We start from the raw sequence: 13,312 nt of genomic DNA on the forward strand, positions 1-13,312 counted from the left end.
AAATTCGTTAAAAACTCAACCGATACAAAAAATCACGTAATCGATTTTACGAGCAGCCGTTATGGAGTCGTGGTTTACGGTAAAAGACCCATTCGAAACTTGATCGACCCATGTCGCATTCATGCGTTGCGCCGCGTTCGCATCTCTCGGTGCAAGCATTATTTTACTCATGCTCGTCACCTTCGGATTTTGAATAATCGTCTTCGTCGTATTGGCGGCTAATACTGCGCTGCCGGTATTGTCGAATTGGCGAACAATCTGGTCCACCACTTCTTTGACCTGTCGGGGATTGCTGGGATCACGTATAATTTTCATCAGCGATCTCCTGCCGGAAATGCTTCGATATGATAGCCCATCGCTTCGCTCCACTCGCCTTCAAACGAGAAGCGGAAACGATGGAACTTGTTCTGATAGCGGAAGTAAGCCCAGCCGGATTTGTCATTCACAGGCACACTCTCAGTGTACGTCAGAGCATCATACACGTTGGTTCGATGCCCTCCGCGCACTTGCACTAGTCCTGTACCGTGATACAGCGGACGAACCCGGTTGACGTTAGTGCGCTCCCCTCGGGCGTCGGAGATAGAACTTACGAGAAACTGCTCCTGCGTCTCGATAAGCCCTCGCATTGTCGTGCCACCGAAGATGAAAATCTTACCCGTTTTATCCATTGCCCAAAGCATGGCATCGCCACCAGCCCACATCGGACTGTCGAAGGGTGCAGGAACTTTTTCAATCGTGCCGAAAACGTCCAACTGCTCGATGGTCCACGGAAGGCTCAAACTGTTGAAAATGTAACCTGCTGTTGCATCGGCCTCGGACCAATTGCCGGTCTGATAATTATAGATGAGGATTTTGTCGGCTTCTTCACCTGACGCGCCTTTACTCAGATAGGACCAGTAAACGAGTTTCTTCGCCGGATCGCTTGCTACCGTCATGTACTGGTAACGGGCGTCATCAACGTTGTTCAGGAAATAGCGGTTGATCTGACCGTCGCCGATTGGCCTAATCTGATCGCCTTCCAACACATAGAAGCCGTCAACACTTAGGAAGAAGGTTTTGCCCTCCACCGTGATGATGCTCTCTGCGACCGAGCAGCCCTTCCCCATTGCAGATGGCAACTGGTCGAACTGGAAGATCAACGGAGCGCCCATGAAGGACATTTTGACGATTGAGCGTTCCATCAAAATGTAACCGGCTTCACCGCCGACCACGCCCATGATGTTACCGCCGTTAAAAATGTCCTGAAAGTCTGCCATCGTCTGTTGCGAGAAATTCCAATCGAACGGATTATTCACAGCAGACCATCGAACGCGGTAAGGAACCTGACCATCGAGCGCATCAAGCGTATTGGCGACAACAAGGAAGTCGCGCACAACCGCGCAATGTCGCGCTCTGACGAGAGACGTTAAGCGGTCATATTTTATGTCTTGGCTCTTTTGGATATATTGAGGTTCATTGGAGTAATTGAACGCTGCAACAATATCGCCAAACTCCGCAAACACCCATCTTTCACCGTCAGCAGTGGAATAGCCTCCGTCCGCTGAGATATTTTTCCATTTGAGATCGTTCGCATTGAGTTTGAATAACGAGTTCTTTGTTCCGGCATAAACCTTTGCGAGACTGCTTTTGTCGCGACCGACGAGCGTACCTAATGGCCTGCTGTCCAACACTGTATCCGAATACAGGCTCAAGCCACGCATCGGGTGATATGTCACCATGCCCGGTTGCGTGCCGATACCTGGAGTCACATTACGAGCAATCGTAACACCGGGGTTGTTGAGTGCCGGAAGGTCAGGACACCACGGTCCAAATGCGCCTGTGATTACCATAGAACACCCTCCGTGATGACCGCATTGCCGCCACGCTGCACATTGCGATTATCTTCATCGATGCGGCCCATTGCTTCCGCAAGTGACTGCTTTTCGAGTTGTTCCGACTCAACATCATCAAGCCAACGATGCGCGTAAATCAGTGCGCCACTCAGATAAACTTGCGGGAAACGAGCAATGAGCCAGTTTGTCGGATTAGTTGGCGAAAGCGCTGGAACGCTGCCGTGATAAATGAGCGTGACCGTAACCGGCTGATAATCTTCGCGTACCAAGCGATAGCCGTTGCCCTCTTGAAAATAGCCAATCTGGTTCGGATAGATCGAAGGTGAATACGGGCTTACTAGTGTCGGTGTAATGCTTCCGATACGCACCGCACGCGGCGCAACCATATCAACAGGGAACTCAATGAAGTCCGTAACATTGTCGATCTTTACGGCCTTCTCATTCATGTAATGCTTGATGAAAGGTCGGAAATCAGCCTCTGCAAGTGAAATGAAGTTATCGACCGGAAATGTGGGATCGCCTTCGCGTCGAGCGTATTCTGAGATTGCAACGCGCAGTTCGTCATAATTGGAAATAGCCATTTAAATTCTCCAATTATTGACGCGGAATTTCGCGTTGTCTGAATCATTTAGACGGCGTTTAAGTGCATCTGGATCATCAATGATGCCTTCCTTCGACCACTCATAACGCAGACCGATAGGAACACTTGCGAGTTTCACGATAGAACCATGATTGCCGTGAACGTTGAAAGTTGCGGCTTCTTTGGCATTTTGATCGAGCATCGCTCGAAAGTCTTTCCACTGGACGGTTTCATACATCTGGTCACCGTCGCGGGTCAGCCAGATAGTCTTCTCTGGACCGCTGTAGATACAAAATGTTCCATGAGTGATGAGATCACCGATCTCATATGTGGTGCGTTCTTCGTTCATCTTCCCGCCCTTATTATTGTTGTTGTGTTATTTATTTGCGGGTATAAAAAATGGGGGCCGAAGCCCCCACCGCTAGTTCATTATGCGATTGCTTAGTTGACCTTAATGTCTGCGATCTTACCGTTACCGGCTTCGTTCAAGCACTCAAGGGTCAATTCAGTGATGATCTGAACCTTGTCGGAGTCACCTGTCTTAGCGAGTTCGTTCTTGGTGATGCCGCGCAATGTTGCAACGTTCCAAAGGTCCTTATCGAATGCGATAAGAGTGGTCTTTGTCATGAAGTGATGCGGGATAATCTCGTGAACGCCGAAATCGGAAACGTAATAGTCGACACCTGCATAGATTGTCTTCTTTTCTGCAGGGGTCTGCCAAACGCCAACGCCACCAGCAAGCGCTGAGATTGTCTGCTTTACCTTACCCGGAGCGATAACCTGCGCAGCATTGCCACCGGCTTCCCAAATCTGGCCGAATAGTTTGTTGAGAAGTTCAACAGTAAGTTCCTGTTCGTCACCGTCGGTTACAGCGCCAACGTTGTTGTTAGCAAAACCAGCAGTCGAGCCGCCAGTGCCGTGAAGCGCGTTCGTCTTGATCCATGCTTCTGCACCACCGAGCATTCCCGGAGTTGATGCAGATGGATTAGCCGAAACGAGAGCCGCTTCAATATCGCGGTTCAATTCAGCACCGGCCTTAGTAATCTGGCGTGCCTTTTCGTTACGTGCACCAGCAGTATCAACAGCCTGTAGAGTGTTCGCGATTGTTACTTCCTTAGCAAAAATCTGAGTGCGATTGCCGATACGTGCTGGACCTCTGTTGTCGGCTTCGTTAGCGTCTGCACCTTCAAGGCGCGCATTTGCAGCATTTGCCGGGGCAAGTTCGTCAGTGAGGAATTCGTGCCAAGTGGACGTAGCCTTGGACTTACCAATCTCTGTCTTGAATGGTGTCTTTTCCGGCGAAATCATGCTGATGTAATTGCCGAGGTCTTCGCGGACGTGTTTAACGTCAGTGGTCTTCAATGTTGCCATTATTGATATTCTCCAAAATTTTTAAAGTAGTTTGCTGATTACGCTGATGGCGTCTTTCTGAGAGCCAGAGCGCTTTAGTCGGTTAACGTCTCGCTGGAATGCTTGATCCGCTGAAACGGAGGTTGTTTTAACTCCCTGCGGCATCGAGATCGGGGCTTTATCCTCGATATGCTTGCGTGCTGCTGGAACCTTCTTCTGCATGTCATCGTAGGCAATAGCCTTCAAAACAATGTCGATGATCTTGGCATCTTGCACCGTTGAAATTTCATCCGGTGAGAAGCCATAGGTCAGAAGATAATCCTCTGTTTTAACCAGTCCTGCTTGGGCTACCTTCGGGTCTTTGAATTCTGGTCGAAGTGTCTGCAACTCGACCTTAGCGTCTTCAATCGCCTGTCTACGTAGTTGGGCTAGGTGTTCGGCATCCTTACGTGCGATTTCGTTTTTGGCGTCTGCTAACTGCTTAACAGTAGCCTCGCGGCGCTGGTAATTTTCCTTTTCCTGCATATAGGTCGGGAAATCATACTGTCTCAGGTAGTCCCAATCAGGCTCCTGCAACGTCTGAAATTCCATTGCCACTTGTGTCAGAATAGCATCCAAATGTTGGTCTAACTGACCACGATGAACATGCTTGTCGGCCTGAACTTCTGCGTATTGCTTCTTAAGTTCAGAAACCTCTTGCGTCTTTCTCGTGTAGTCGGAACGGCGCATATAACCGTCCAATAGTTCCTTGCCCGACACTTGTTCATCACCGATGGTAATGAGTGCATCTTCTGGAATATCGAACGCGCTTGGCGCTTCTTCCGTTTGTTCGGTTTCTTCTGCTACTTCTTCAACTTCATCTGACTGATCAGGTTCAAAATCTGTTTCGGTTGTAGTTTCGTCTACCGACTCGTTTGAGGGTTCAAAATCGAAACCCTCATCAGCATCTACGTTTTGGGTTGTAGTGGTTTCACTGTCCAAGAACTTAGCGATGTGTTCGGTTGCTTCCGCCGGGGTATAACCAGCCCCGATATCGGGGTTGTTGGTTCCGTCCATAGGTTTTCTCCTAATTTGTTTTTATTGTTTTATTTATTCGGACACTCCGGATTAGGACCGTTTGTCCGTTAGTTTTGATTGCGGCGTTCCATTTCGGCTTTCGCCTCTGCAACGTAAAGTTCGGCTTTCTGCTGCACCCTGATCAGGGCATGGGCTTGGTGCTGATACGCGAGTACTTCATCCGGTTCTGTTGGGTTTATGAGTGAAAAGTTGCGGTAATAATCCTCACGCACTTCATCGAAAAAGCGATGAAACTCAGGAATTGAGAGCAGCAATTCCGCCATGCGCCCTCTCTCCATGATCTTGTTCAATGCCTGTTCGTTACGCTCTCTTTGATAATCCATTTGCTCTCCTTAAAACTGTGGCGGCATATCCGCTTGCGGAGGCATTAACCCCTCTGCTTCTGGTGGCATTCCTTCACTTTGAGTGAAGCCCTGCATTGCCTGCTGCATTGCTGCCGCTGCTTCTTGATCTGCCTGTGCCTGCTGCTGGCGGTTCTGTTCGCGTGCGACTTGCATTTGCACCTGCGCATCTTGTTCCGCGCTTGCAAAATCCATGTCCATGCGCTTCGCTTCCTGCTCGGCTTTGATCGCTGCCATATTTACTTGCGCGTTGTATTTGGCCGCGATTTCAGCACGCTTGAGTTCAAGATCGGCGAAGGCCAGGTCGCGAATGCGGTCGTTTTCCATGATGAGTTTCTTCGCTTCAAACTCACGCTTTTCGCGTTCGGACTGCGCACGTAGTTCCGCCTTGGCCTTCTCAACCTCGATTAGACCGAGAGTGTCAGGGCTTGGCTGTGGTGGCTGCGGTGGGGGTGGTGGCGGGATTGTTGCTGGATCTTGGAAGAAGGCGTTAGCGTTCTTAAAGCCTGCGTTCTCGGCTATACGCACAAGCGTTTCATAAATGTGCTGCTGATTAACGAACGGCATCTGGCGTTCCATTGCCGTAAACTGGTTCTGCAAGATCATCTGGAGCGACATCATATTGCCGTCCTTGTTCATCACGCCGAAAGCAACAGTTGCGGAAATGTCTAATTCCGGGTCCCATTCATCCACCAGCATCTTCTCGTACTTGCCAAGCAAGCGCGTAATCAACGCCTCTGCATCGTCTGGATATTGGATGAGAAGATCGATGATAATGCGGAACAAGTAGCGGTAGCCGGTATCTGCAAAATGGCGACAAACCATTTCAACAAGCATCTGACTTGCGTTTGCACGCTGGCTTGATGCTGTCGCTGTCGTGTTCTGCATGTCGCTGGCATTGATGCTCATCATCGCACCGCCAACGCCGGTTGTAAGTTCTGCTGTCTCTCTGATTTGCTCCATCACTGGCAAAGCCGAAGCGCCAGTAAATGGTGTGCTGATGAAGTTAATACCGGCATCAGGGCTTGTTGATCGGATAGCAGCACCGGGAGCCAAGTTCAAAGCATCATCAAAACGCGTAACGTCTGGATTGACCACCTTAATCGGATGAACGTGCATATTGAGGTTATCAATAATACCGCGCTGCATCTTCGAAAGCAGTTCCTGCTCTGGGCCAACGCGATCTGCAATGCCCTGACCGAAGAGCGTGTTTGGCGTTACAAACGGGCAGAACGCAGCATATGGGTAGAATTTGCTTACTTCTTCATAGCCCAACACGACCGGATTGCTTTGAATATCGCCGGCAAGCGTAATGCGGTAATGACGGCGCTTTTCGCTCTCAATCGCCATGAACGTATAGATTTCATATACAAATACCTCGTCTTCAATATCGCTTATGCCTTGGTCAAAATTCAGCACTGATGCGCGTTGCACGCTAATGCCGCTTGTCTCGTCAGATGCGCTAGGAATGCCTTTTATCTTCTCAACATCGTGGCCCTGTTCGATAAGCATCTGGCGTCCTACGACTGCTTTATGCCCCTGCAACTTTGCGCGAATGCCGCCTGTTTGCTGGTCAAAGTCTGCGTCCTTTGAAACGATGAAGTTTTCAGGAGCGAGGTTCACTATGTTCATTCTGCGCTGAGTGCGGATATGGCGAATTTTGAGGTCGTATAACTGCGGCTGCGGCATCAACTGCGCAAATGCAGCCATCGGGTCAGGGTTGTTTGGATCAGCAGGAGCCGGTGGAGCGCTATAAGGCTCGCTGGCTTCCTCAATGATGATCTTCCCTGCTTCTTCCTGTTCTTGGAAGAAGACTAGTTGCTCGTCCGTAACGCCTTTGACCAACTGCGGGAGCAATTCCTCTTTGTGGGCTTTGAAGTCCACCATTACGATGCCAAGGCCAGTAATTGCAGCGTTCTTAACCCACGGAAGAAGCCAAGCAACATGACTGTTGAGGTCGCGAGCAACAAAATTCGCAACGTCGGTCTGCTGGATTGCAAGCGCTTCCTGATCTGCACGACTTGGGAGAAATTCGACCACTTTCTTCTGCGTATCGAAGACGCGAATAATCTGACCTGTCATCCACTCGGTATGCTCTAGGACTTTCGGGACGATGTATTTGGAACGGCCCTTGATCGATGCATCACCCGCCATTGGCTTGCGCAGATACTGCTTGATTGCTTCTTCTTGTTTCAGTGCAATGTTATCGGTCGAAAAGCCCACAGCCTCGTTGACCAGACTTCCAATTTTGCGTGCTAGATCGTCGTCGCTCAGGAACTTCTTCTTATTTTTCTTAGCCATAGCGCCTTTCGCCGCATTAATGCGGTTCTCGTTTTTGAATATTCCGGGTATTTATTGGGGCTTATTCAAAACAACGCAGATCGCCGTAATCGACCGGACGCGTCCAATCGGCTGTAGTTCCAAGGCTCGTTGAGGACACTGCAAACGTCAGGCAGAGAGCATCGGCAAAGTCGGGCGAAGCGCCCATGCGTTTGCGGATAGACTTCTTGTCCTCGACCTTAACTTTGCCGTTTCGTTCCGTGTCGTAAGTTGGAAACGCCAACTCGTTGATGAGTTCTGAATGCTTTGGAATGCTGACATTGCCTTTGACGAACCAGTCTCGGCATTCCCACCACAGTTGATCACGAAGGCGATTGAAAAACTCAGGTCGGCGCGTTGGCGTATTGGAAACGACAACCGCTTTTACCGGCACGCCGAGTTCTTTGAGCATACTGGCGATGCCGTTACCGATGCCGATGGCGTCAACGCAAACGAACTTCGGCTGCTCGGCTTTATCGGCAGTGAAATACAAGTCGCGCACTGCATAAGCGAGCGTTGCGGGTTCTAACCCTTTCCAGACCTTCGGATCGTCAAGCACAACATTGTCATGGCGCTTTATGAGAACGGAACGGTCGCCACCCTGACCAGCAGGGTCAAGCCCCCAGATTATCGGCTTGTTTGCCGCTGGAATAGCATCTGTATTGAATGCTGCTTCCTCGACCTTATTGCGTGGGATTAGTCCATCTTCATCGGATAGCGGAAACTCACCGAGGACCATCATGCGATATTCGCGTGAGAACTCCCCCCCGTAATCGGCCTTCGCTTCCTCTGCATCCTCTTGCGTCCATCCCGGCTTGTCGGAGGACTGGCCGTGAACCTTAGTCCACCTGTCGCTTATTGCGGGATCGTTCCATGTTTCCCAAAAACGACCGCTAGTTCTTGTCGGGTTGGAAATGAGGCAGAGTTTCGGGTTCTTATCGCGAAAAATACCTTTGAAGGCGTCAAACACTTCATCGGGAACACCTGTGGCCTCATCAACGAAAATGAAGTTGTTAGGCGCGTGAATACCTCGCGCATTTTCGATGTTCTCTTTGTTCGCCAACTTGAAGACGCCGAGGCAATCATTCGGGCGTGTCTTGCGCTCAACCTTGGTTGCTGTGGCATCGTATGCTTCCTTAATGTCTTCATCGGACATTTTGCCGTGAAGCATCAGAATTTCATTCCAAATATTTGTTTTAATCTGCTGCTCGGACGGCCCGAAGATCGTAACCTTGACGTTGTCGTGACAGATCATGCACCACCAAAACACGACCGCCATAACGTGTGTCTTGCCGAAACCAGCACCACCTTTGAATGTGATGCGCTTGCTTCGTTGGAATGCTTCTGCAAATTCGATTTGCTTTGGGGAGAGTGTCGTTCCGAACAAGTGATGCGCGAAAAACGCGATATCCTCTTTGTATTTCGGAAATAAATGCTGCTGAAAAAATTGTGCCTTTTGAGCGGATAATGCCATTAATACCACCTTTCGGTGATATTTATTTCCCCACGTCTTTTTCCTGCTTTTCGTCTTCTACGAGCGTTCCGACGATGCCTTTCAGGTCTGCGCTCTTTGGTAATTTTGGATCACGCGCCCAACGCTGCACCATGCGAATTGCACCTTCAGCCAGATAAACGCCGATCAAGCCTATACCGAACGCAATGCCGTTGTTCGTTGACAGGTCAGTGTCAGCCACCTGAAAATATTTGGTCAGGATGGGTGTCAGGTAGACCGCGCAAGCAGTACCGACAAACCCGCCTGTAAGGGTTTCCCACTTCGATTGAGCCTTGACCATCATTGTGCGGACAATCGCACCGGCAAGGCCAGCAAACATGTGAGCGTGATTAATTCCAAGCGAGTTGAGCAGCGATAGTATCGCGGCGAGAATTGTAGTCATGTTCAGCCCCTTCATCGGGACCGAAATGCCCCTCTCCGTATTTAATTGGATGGGCTTAATTGGCGCTCTGACTGGCTTCTGGACGGCACACGTCCACACTGATTTCTGGCGTCCTCTTAATAAATACAAGACAACCAAGGAGGGAATTCATGAAGATTAAAATGGCAATCGCACAGGGCTATGTCGAAGGCGAAATTAAAGGCTTTATCGAAGCAAACGCAGGGTTAAGTGCAAGCGAGGCAACAGCGCAATGGGTGGAACAGAAATACGGTCGTTGGATCAAAGAGAACCTAGAAACCGAATATGACATTCGCCTTACAGACTCCGACACTTCATTTGTGATCGGTTTTCCAACCGAGGAATTAGCGCTGAAATATCGAGAACTGCTTGGCGGTCATGTGATCGGAGACAAGGATGCCTAAGAGCGATAACAAACATTATCCGCCGTCTCGTCTTGCTGGATTGAAACCATATAAGAAGGGTCAGTCGGGCAATCCGAAAGGCCGTCCACCGACACCACCTGAGATTAAGGAAGCGCTGCAAGGTCACTCGCTGGAAGCCGTCAACAAGGCTTACGACTTGATGATGAATAGCACGAACGAAATGGTACAATTGAAGGCTACTGAAATGTTCCTATCGCCATTCGTGAGCAAAGCGGCGCAGAAGGTCGATATTGACCATCAAGTGACACACAACATGAGCGACCTGATTGCAAAGATGAATGCGTCAATGGCTGCTGTCGGACAAGACACTAAGGTCATCGACGTAACGCCGGTCGAAAACATTTCCCCTAAAAAACCGGACGCTTCACTTTGAGTGAAGCGGACGCGTCTCACACCATCTTCACTTTGAGTGAAGCATCTCCAAGCCCCCTTCCAATTCCATTTAAGAGTAAATTAATCCTATATTTGGTTAACATAAATTAATACTTGCGACACAAGCAAGGCATAGATAGAACCTCCCTGTCTTGCCGAGTAATCGGCCTGACCGTTCTTTGAAAAGTCATATGTAAAGTCGTCATGTTACGTCATTCAACTAGTCCTTTAATGGACATGCGTTCCGGCAGGTTGGTGATTGTTTCTACCGTTCAACGGGAAACACGCGGCGGAAAAAATCTTGGTCATCCGAAGGAAACTTCACGCACCCGACCGAGGTGAAACGTGCAACAAACATGAAAGGACGCACAAATGACTGAGATTAAGAATGTATCCAACAACTCCATCGACGCTACCATTCTGGCTGAGAAGAAAGTGTTCGCCCTATCGCGTAGTGTGTTTTCACACCACGTATCAGAACTAGAAGTAGCGCCGTCGGCAAAGCAGTTTATTGTTGAACTCAACGACCAAGCCTCCGGGCTTGTCTTTGACGATAACAAGTTACGCGATGCGACATATCGCTATGTTGCTAAACTTGTGGACGCAGCCCGCACTCTAACGGACGTTGAGTCCGAAACGAGGAAGGCATTCATCAAACTTTTCGAGGCTCTTTTTGGAACCAAGAATGTTGAGGAAGCGCTCAAAAGTAACAATCCTTATCTTATGCTTGTCCGCGCTGTGGACGGTAATTGGGTAACCAAAAAAGATGAGAAAGGTCGCGAACAAACCAAGTGGGCTCCTAATCGTAGCAGCGAGAAATATTCGCATGTTTGCCGCTTCGCTATCGAATTTAATCTAACTGGCGACACTCTGCTGGAACACTTTATCACGCGCAAGTCGATTACCTTTAATCGGAAAGAGACGAAGCAAACGATAAAGCCGACTATTAATGACATCATCAAAGCAGACCGCGAAATTCACACTACTGGACCGCGCGAAGTGATGGACGAAAGCGAATGGAAGGGAGTTTTCGAACTCAATCCACTAGCAACAGTCCCATTCACAAAGCAAATTGAGAAAGCAATCAAGTTACATGAAGGCTATCTCGGTGTCGCTCTCGTACGGGTAAAGGACGGTGAACTAGAAATTCTTGGCGACGCCGGTAAGGAAAGCAACGATGTATTGCGCTTGTTCAAGAACCAGCGCCCTGCGGTTGCTGAAACTTACTGGAAGGCCAAAGAAGAATCGCTAGATGTTGCAGAACTTGATCCGGCTCTGGCTCGCGATGTTAAGTAATAGTTTTGGAGTTTACGAAGGGGATGGCATTGCCATCCCCTCTTTTGTTGGAGGTACTATGTCACCCGATTATTCAATCATCTTTGCCGGTTTGCTTATCAGAGCACGTTTTGAAAACGCTTTAGACGCATTGCTCAACCAAACTGCTATGCCAAAAAATTTCGTTGATGGTCACCTTACGGTGGAACAACGGATTTCATGGCATCGGGCAGTTGCGGTACGCAAGAAGGCTGAACGTGAGCAGCGTGAACTGTGTGATGCTCCCGAGGCATCAATTGAGTATTACAGGCGGTGTTCAGTCGTCGCTCGTGCTCTCACTCATCTGCATAGACGTTTTCGCAACGTTCGATATGCAATCGGCCTTGATCCTAGCAAGCGCCGAGTTGAGTTGAAGCGACTACGGCTTGAACACCGGCAGCATGAGGAAGCCTTTAGGGCCGTCTTTCGTGAAAAGAGGCTATTGTCTCAAGACGAAAAGGCCGCGTTATCTGTCCGTGAAAGCGGGAGATACCGTTGGGTTCCTCACATTGAAACCCGCGATCCTGCCGCATCTTGGCCTGTAGAGGTCAGGTATGCGGACGAAATTGCGCTGGTTAGAAAATGGATTGCTGAAATCGATGATGCGATTGAGGGATATAAGGCAGCAGTATCGAGTTAACAGAAGCCCCGGTTCGCCGGGGCTTTTTCGTATATGGCTTCACTCTAAGTGAGGCAGAATGAGGCGGGGCATGTTCACAAAGAAACTTACAATTTCACGAGTTTTCGAGCGTATAGACGCATTACGACTAGAGGCAGTGGCAAACGGGTATTGTTGCTTTAACTATAATGATCGTTTTCGCTATCACGGTGAAACCACAAATAAATTTAGGTCATCACCTTTCAATCCTTCTCTAGAAAACAAGTGGTCGGACGAATTAATTTTTCTGAGCACCATGCGAGAGAAGTATGGGGTCGATGGAGAAAACACGCTTCTTGTTTTTGAAGGCGTTGACCATCCCGATGTTAACGTGGTTCTCGGAAGTATCGTCGGCTCTCGCCAAGCAAGTGTTGATATTAAAATCAAGGCTCACGAAACTGATGAGAGTCAACATGCGCATTTCTTGTTTATGGGCTTTGAAGACGCGACTGATATGAAGCAGTTCATTGCCGAATATGGCCGGAAGTCCACCGACGAAATTCTTGGCTCCTCCGATATGCTGACCGAAAATCACCTTCTCGAAGGTCTGGATGACTGGTTGGTTTGAACCACGAGTTCAGTTTCTCCATTTGTTGACTTCGATTAAAAGGACAAAACTATGAGTACTAGTGATACTCTTTTCGATACCGAACGTAGCCTGAACGAGTGCTGCGTGGACCCTTACACTAATGATGAAACTCGCCTGAAAATTAATCAAATCCGCTGCCAAATGGTTGCTCTAAGACTGGAGTTAGACAGTTCTATCCCAATGGAGTGGCTTGAACGTAACCCAATATACGCCGCCGCAAAAAACGGCGATATTGGCCCGCACGATGCTTATATGAACGGTGATGATCGAATTCTACTGCCATTCAGCATCGCGTTAGCGAAGGCATTTCCCCAACCGTAAATTTTAGCGCTTATTATAGCGGATTGCCGATGTTCCCCTTCTGTTCTATATGAGGGCATGACACGTACTATCCGATCCCTCGCAGATGCAGCACGCCATGGAATGTTTGTGGTCGCCACCTGTCGCGACTGCAAACGCGAAGCGCGATTTCTCGCGAGCGATCTTGCCGAAATGTTTGGATATGGTCGAAGTCTGAGCGGTTTACGGTTTAAATGTACTCG

At 49.1% G+C, this 13,312-nt stretch carries 16 protein-coding genes; 6 read left to right on the forward strand and 10 right to left on the reverse strand.

Annotated elements, in window-relative coordinates; translation table 11 throughout:
- Positions 1-15: 15 nt before the first annotated feature.
- The 10 genes from CEV32_RS16085 to CEV32_RS16130 form a co-directional block, all read right to left on the reverse strand.
- Positions 16-315: a hypothetical protein gene (locus CEV32_RS16085; protein ID WP_094578136.1), complete on the reverse strand. Its 300-nt coding sequence runs from the start codon at positions 313-315 to the stop codon at positions 16-18.
- A complete protein-coding gene (locus CEV32_RS16090; protein WP_094578137.1) occupies positions 315-1,829 on the reverse strand; it encodes a hypothetical protein in 1,515 nt (504 codons plus the stop codon). The genes CEV32_RS16085 and CEV32_RS16090 overlap by 1 nt, the downstream gene beginning before the upstream one ends.
- Positions 1,823-2,413 carry a phage adaptor protein gene (locus tag CEV32_RS16095; protein WP_094578138.1) on the reverse strand — a complete coding sequence of 197 codons (591 nt, stop codon included), beginning with the start codon at positions 2,411-2,413 and terminating at the stop codon, positions 1,823-1,825. The genes CEV32_RS16090 and CEV32_RS16095 overlap by 7 nt, the downstream gene beginning before the upstream one ends.
- Positions 2,414-2,761, reverse strand: coding sequence for a hypothetical protein (locus CEV32_RS16100; RefSeq protein WP_094578139.1), 348 nt, complete (start codon positions 2,759-2,761; stop codon positions 2,414-2,416).
- A 92-nt stretch (positions 2,762-2,853) separates the two neighbouring features.
- Positions 2,854-3,783, reverse strand: coding sequence for an SU10 major capsid protein (locus CEV32_RS16105; protein ID WP_094578140.1), 930 nt, complete (start codon positions 3,781-3,783; stop codon positions 2,854-2,856).
- Between the two features lie 21 nt (positions 3,784-3,804).
- The gene (locus CEV32_RS16110) at positions 3,805-4,818 is read right to left on the reverse strand and encodes a hypothetical protein (protein ID WP_094578141.1); all 1,014 of its coding nucleotides are present in this window, start codon (positions 4,816-4,818) and stop codon (positions 3,805-3,807) included.
- A 68-nt stretch (positions 4,819-4,886) separates the two neighbouring features.
- Positions 4,887-5,162 carry a hypothetical protein gene (locus CEV32_RS16115; protein WP_094578142.1) on the reverse strand — a complete coding sequence of 92 codons (276 nt, stop codon included), beginning with the start codon at positions 5,160-5,162 and terminating at the stop codon, positions 4,887-4,889.
- A gap of 9 nt (positions 5,163-5,171) precedes the next feature.
- Positions 5,172-7,481 (reverse strand): portal protein, encoded by a 2,310-nt coding sequence (locus tag CEV32_RS16120; RefSeq protein ID WP_094578143.1) that lies wholly within the window; start codon positions 7,479-7,481, stop codon positions 5,172-5,174.
- Positions 7,482-7,542: 61 nt separating this feature from the next.
- On the reverse strand, positions 7,543-8,973 hold the full coding sequence (locus CEV32_RS16125) for a hypothetical protein (protein ID WP_094578144.1): 1,431 nt from the start codon (positions 8,971-8,973) through the stop codon (positions 7,543-7,545).
- A 22-nt stretch (positions 8,974-8,995) separates the two neighbouring features.
- The gene (locus CEV32_RS16130; RefSeq protein WP_094578145.1) at positions 8,996-9,394 is read right to left on the reverse strand and encodes a hypothetical protein; all 399 of its coding nucleotides are present in this window, start codon (positions 9,392-9,394) and stop codon (positions 8,996-8,998) included.
- A gap of 149 nt (positions 9,395-9,543) precedes the next feature.
- Between CEV32_RS16130 and CEV32_RS16135 the strand changes: the two genes are divergently transcribed.
- The 6 genes from CEV32_RS16135 (at position 9,544) to CEV32_RS16160 (ending at position 13,091) form a co-directional block, all read left to right on the forward strand.
- Positions 9,544-9,816 carry a hypothetical protein gene (locus tag CEV32_RS16135; protein ID WP_143128845.1) on the forward strand — a complete coding sequence of 91 codons (273 nt, stop codon included), beginning with the start codon at positions 9,544-9,546 and terminating at the stop codon, positions 9,814-9,816.
- Complete coding sequence (locus tag CEV32_RS16140) at positions 9,809-10,210, forward strand: DUF5681 domain-containing protein (protein WP_094578147.1); 402 nt, start codon at positions 9,809-9,811, stop codon at positions 10,208-10,210. Before CEV32_RS16135 ends, CEV32_RS16140 begins: the two co-directional genes overlap by 8 nt.
- Positions 10,211-10,581: 371 nt before the next feature.
- On the forward strand, positions 10,582-11,505 hold the full coding sequence (locus CEV32_RS16145; RefSeq protein WP_094578148.1) for a hypothetical protein: 924 nt from the start codon (positions 10,582-10,584) through the stop codon (positions 11,503-11,505).
- Positions 11,462-12,163: a hypothetical protein gene (locus CEV32_RS16150; protein ID WP_143128846.1), complete on the forward strand. Its 702-nt coding sequence runs from the start codon at positions 11,462-11,464 to the stop codon at positions 12,161-12,163. Before CEV32_RS16145 ends, CEV32_RS16150 begins: the two co-directional genes overlap by 44 nt.
- Positions 12,164-12,233: 70 nt before the next feature.
- Complete coding sequence (locus tag CEV32_RS23500; RefSeq protein WP_143128847.1) at positions 12,234-12,749, forward strand: hypothetical protein; 516 nt, start codon at positions 12,234-12,236, stop codon at positions 12,747-12,749.
- 51 nt (positions 12,750-12,800) lie between these two features.
- Positions 12,801-13,091 carry a hypothetical protein gene (locus tag CEV32_RS16160; RefSeq protein WP_094578151.1) on the forward strand — a complete coding sequence of 97 codons (291 nt, stop codon included), beginning with the start codon at positions 12,801-12,803 and terminating at the stop codon, positions 13,089-13,091.
- The last annotated feature ends 221 nt before the right edge of the window (positions 13,092-13,312 follow it).

Origin of the sequence: Brucella rhizosphaerae, from assembly GCF_002252475.1 — a bacterium.
GTDB classification, from domain to species: Bacteria; Pseudomonadota; Alphaproteobacteria; order Rhizobiales; family Rhizobiaceae; genus Brucella; species Brucella rhizosphaerae.